The sequence below is a fragment of the uncultured Methanobrevibacter sp. genome (assembly GCF_937906425.1).
Taxonomy (GTDB): Archaea; Methanobacteriota; Methanobacteria; order Methanobacteriales; family Methanobacteriaceae; genus Methanobrevibacter.
Genome location: NZ_CALCYR010000109.1, coordinates 1 through 4538 on the forward strand (window position 1 = coordinate 1; position 4538 = coordinate 4538).

The following is a 4538-nucleotide window of genomic DNA, read 5'->3' on the forward strand; positions in this document are numbered from 1 at the left end:
AATTAGAATACTTTATTAATTTAATAATTAATTTTAAAATTTAATTAGAATACTTTATTAATTTAATAATTAATTTTAAAATTTAATTAGAATACTTATTAATTTAATAATCAATTTTAGAATTTTAATTTAATATTTTTTATAAAAACGTCAAAGAGAGGATATTTTGAAAATTAGAACTGGAAGACTCGAAAAGGAAATGACTGATGAAGCTGCAGTCTATACCTCTTCATTGGAATTTGATAGATTTATTTTCGATGCAGACATTAAATGTAATTATGCTCACACTTCAATGCTTAAGGCTCAAGGAATCATTGATGGAGAAATAGCTGATAAAATCCTTGAGGCATTGGATAAACTTAGTGAAGAAGGTTTTGACGCTTTGGAATTTGACCATTCAGTTGAAGATGTTCATATGGCTGTTGAAAACTATGTAACCAAATTGGTTGGTCCTGAAGCAGGATTCATGCACACAGCAAAATCTAGAAATGATCAGGTTGCAACAGATGTAAGGCTTCTCTTAAGGGATAGAATCACTGAAATCCAAATAGGAATACTTGAATTTATTGAAGGGATTATAGAACTTGCAAAGGAACATAAGGAAACAGTAATGATTGGTTACACTCACTTGCAACATGCTCAACCAATTACATTGGCTCATCATTTGATGGCTCATGCTCAATCATTGAAAAGAGACTATGAAAGACTTGCAGATACTTATAAAAGAGTTAATTTAAACCCTCTTGGTTCTGCAGCCATGGCAACAACAAGTTTTCCAATTGATAGGGAATTGACAACCCAATTGTTAGGTTTTGACGATTATCTTGAAAATTCAATGGATGGCGTGTCCTCAAGAGACTTTATTGCAGAAACTGTATTTGACTTAACAGCCTTATGCACCACATTGTCTAAAATCTGTGAGGAATTGGTGCTTTGGAGTACCTATGAGTTCGGCATTGTTACAATGGCTGATGAATACTCCTCTACATCATCAATCATGCCTCAAAAGAAAAATCCTGATGTTGCTGAAGTTGCCCGTTCCAAAGCTACAATCGTTAATGGGGAATTAGTTACAATATTGACTATATTAAAGGCAATTCCATACACATACAATAGGGATTTGCAGGAAATCACTCCTCATTTATGGAATGCATGTGATGTTGCTTATGATACCTTAAAAATTGTTAATCATATGCTTTTAACCGTTACATTCAATACTGATAGATGTTTGGAATTGGCTGGTGCTAATTTCGCTACTGCTACCGATTTGGCTGACATTATGGTTAGGGAAAGAAAGATACCATTCAGAACAGCTCATAAGATTGTAGGCAGAATTGTAAATGAGGCTGTTGCTGAAGGTCTGGATCCTTCTAAAATCGATGGTGCATATGTTGACAATGTAGCTGAAGAGTTAGGATTTGAAAAACTTGATTTGGATGACGATTTGATTCATAATGCTTTAAATCCTATTGAAAACGTTAAAATCAGAAATGTGCCTGGAGGTCCTTCTCCAGAGATGGTTCAGTTAGCTATTGATAACATGAACATATTTTTAGATTTGGAATTTGAAAAACAAGGAATTTAATTGTTTAATTTAAAAACAAATTTCTTTTTGTTTTTCTTTTATTTTTTAATGTTTTTTATAACTATTGTTAAAATATAGTTTAAAAAATAGTTTAAAAAAAATATTTAAAAAATTTTTTTTAATATTTTAAACGTATTTTTATTCTAAAAAGATTTTTATATGATTTTAGTAATTAATTTAATTTATTCAATTTTATTTTTATTCTAAAAAGATTTTTGTAGGTATTTATTCATTTTTGGTGAAAATAATGGTTTATGATAAACAAGCTCTTTTAAATCATGTCAATAGGATTAGAAGGGAGATAGGTCATGAGGAAGTTGATATTGCCATTAAGGAAATAGTCTATAATAGAAATAGCAATGAGATGTGGGTGATTACCGATGATCGTCCAGATAAGTCTGCCGTTATTGGAAAAGGGGGATGGGTTGTTGGAAGACTTCGAGAAGAGCTTGGAATAAATAGCATCCATGTTGAAAGCTATTCAGATTACATAACAAAGAAGTATCGCATGGAGCTTTCCTTAAAAAGACTTAAATCCTTTGTCAAATCCTCTGATTTGGATGGAGACAGCTTTTTGGCATTGAACAATTTAATCGATATACTTAGCATTAAATTGGAAAATTTATATTCATTTGACTTTACAAGTTATTTCAATGATTTGGACAATAGTGAATACAGCTATTTTGAGGCTAAAAAGCCTACTGCTATTATTGCCTTGTCTGGCGGAACCGACAGTAGCTTTTCACTTATTTTGGCTAAAAAATTAGGTTTCAATCCTATTGCAGTAACTGTTGATCCTGGAACAATTGTTCTTCCTAAACAGTTTAAGTACAATATTGACAAGTTGACCAAGGAATTGGATGTAAAACATGAATATATTCCAGTTAATTATGATGACATAATAGAAGATGCTTTTTCAGGTAGATTCCACCCTTGTGGAAGATGTTCTAAGGTAATTGAGGAAACTCTGTATAATTATGCAATAGATAATGGCATTCCAATGGTTATTTTTGGAGACATGTTGGCTACTGGAAGTCAATGTATCAATGAGCAGAAGATAGATGGAAATGAAGATAAAAGAATTATTAGACTTAATTTGCCTGCGGCATTGGCTGTTGCCAAATTGGAGAATAAATCATTAACTAAAAACTATGATTTGAATAAATTCAAGGGATTCGGCTGTCCATTATTGTATGAGGTTCATAAGAAATTCCCTCATATGAAAAAGTATTCCATTCAAAGAATCTTAAGGGAAACTCGTTCTTCAGCACTAGAACCTGGTGAAGCTTTAGACTTAATTTGGAGTTTTTATAATACTGATTAGATTAAAATATTTAATTATTTAATTAATTTATTTAATAGGAATCATTTGATTTTTTTTTTTATTTAATGGGAATCATTTGATAATTTTTTTTATTTAATAGGAGTTATTTGATTTTTTTTATTTAATGAGAATTATTTTAGGTGATTTTATGAAAAGACGTATTTGTCCCAGATGCGGATCTACAAATATAGATTGGATTATTCCTCAGGTTTGGTCTAAATGGGTTTGTAAGGATTGCTCTTATACTGGACCTTCAATTGAAGCTGATGATGATCTGATTTCTGAAATTAAAAAGGATTGGGACTTAAATAAGGAAAAATATTTAAAAGAAGAGGACATTCGTGCTGAACAGATTGTTTCAGGTGAGGATGAACGTCTTGATGAGGAAATGGAATTGGAAGAGGAAGATGAACTTAGTGATGAGGAAATGGATAAAAAACTAAGGGAATTGGATTTATAGATTCATATTTTTAAATTTGATTTCTTGAAATTATTTTTTTTTATTTTTTTAAATTTATTCAATTTTAATAATTTAATTTATTTTTTTAAATTTATTCATTTTTAAGAATTCAAATATTTTTTTTTAATTTTATTCAATTTTAATAATTTAATTTATTTTTTTAAATTTATTCAATTTTAACAAATTAGGATATATCTCTTTTAAATATTTTCCAATTTTAAGGATTTTTTAGATATTTTGTTTAAGATATAATAAAAATTGGAAATATTTATATAATTTGTTTGTTATTTTACTAATTGTTTATAGACATATTTTATATAGTTTGTTAAACATAGTATTAGTGAATATATCAAATCTTAATTTTTTTAAAATTAATTCATTTGATTTTTTAAATTGATGACTGCTTAGCTTATTTACGAGGTGAAGTTATGGCTAGTTTTTTTAATATGCGTGGGAATAGTAATGATCCTAAAGACCCCCAATTGATTAGGGAAGGAATTAAATTAGGAGTAAATTATAAAAGATTTAGTAAAGAGCCTGTTTTAGGTAAAAATATCTTGCTCCGTTCCAATACAGTAATTTATAACGATGTAGTTATTGGGGATGACTTTAAAACTGGACATAATGTTGTTGTAAGAGATCATACTACCATTGGTGATGACGTTTTAATCGGTACAAATACTGTAATTGAAGGAGGATGTACGATTGGAAGTAATGTAAGTATTCAATCTAATGTATACATTCCAAGAAACAGTATTATTGAGGATAATGTTTTCATTGGTCCTTGTGCTTGTTTTACCAATGATAGATATCCTGTCAGAGTGGAATATGACTTGAAAGGACCTCAACTTAGAAAAGGATGTTCTGTTGGTGGAAATACAACATTTTTATCAAACCTTGAAGTTGGTGAAGGAGCTATTGTAGCTGCTGGAGCTGTTGTTACACGTAGTGTGCCTCCTTATTATTTAGCTATTGGTACTCCTGCTAAGATTAAACCGTTACCTACTTCTTTAAGAGTCCCTAACATGATTTAATTATTTATAACTTTTTTATTTATTTTTCAGTTACTCTTTTTTTATTTATTTAATTTTCATTTAATTTTCATTTAATTTTCATTTAATTTTCATTTATTTTTCATTTATTTTTCATTTATTTTTCATTTATTTTTC

The 4538-nt window shown here is 29.1% G+C and carries 4 protein-coding genes; all 4 read left to right on the top strand.

Annotated features, from left to right (window positions below; translation table 11 throughout):
* Positions 1-166 precede the first annotated feature (166 nt).
* The 4 genes from argH (at position 167) to Q0138_RS02875 (ending at position 4403) form a co-directional block, all read left to right on the top strand.
* Positions 167-1585 (top strand): argininosuccinate lyase, encoded by a 1419-nt coding sequence (gene argH, locus Q0138_RS02860; RefSeq protein WP_297980655.1) that lies wholly within the window; start codon positions 167-169, stop codon positions 1583-1585.
* Positions 1586-1832: 247 nt separating this feature from the next.
* Complete coding sequence (locus Q0138_RS02865) at positions 1833-2909, top strand: ATPase (protein WP_297980657.1); 1077 nt, start codon at positions 1833-1835, stop codon at positions 2907-2909.
* A 148-nt stretch (positions 2910-3057) separates the two neighbouring features.
* On the top strand, positions 3058-3369 hold the full coding sequence (locus tag Q0138_RS02870) for a hypothetical protein (protein ID WP_297980659.1): 312 nt from the start codon (positions 3058-3060) through the stop codon (positions 3367-3369).
* Positions 3370-3797: 428 nt separating this feature from the next.
* Positions 3798-4403, top strand: a complete 606-nt coding sequence (locus Q0138_RS02875; protein ID WP_297980661.1) for an acyltransferase — start codon at positions 3798-3800, stop codon at positions 4401-4403.
* Positions 4404-4538 lie beyond the last annotated feature (135 nt).

Coding starts and splice junctions, on each gene's coding strand:
- Q0138_RS02865 (WP_297980657.1), top strand. CDS start 1,833: ATGGTTTATGATAAACAAGCTCTTTTAAATCATGTCAATAGGATTAGA.
- Q0138_RS02870 (WP_297980659.1), top strand. CDS start 3,058: ATGAAAAGACGTATTTGTCCCAGATGCGGATCTACAAATATAGATTGG.
- Q0138_RS02875 (WP_297980661.1), top strand. CDS start 3,798: ATGGCTAGTTTTTTTAATATGCGTGGGAATAGTAATGATCCTAAAGAC.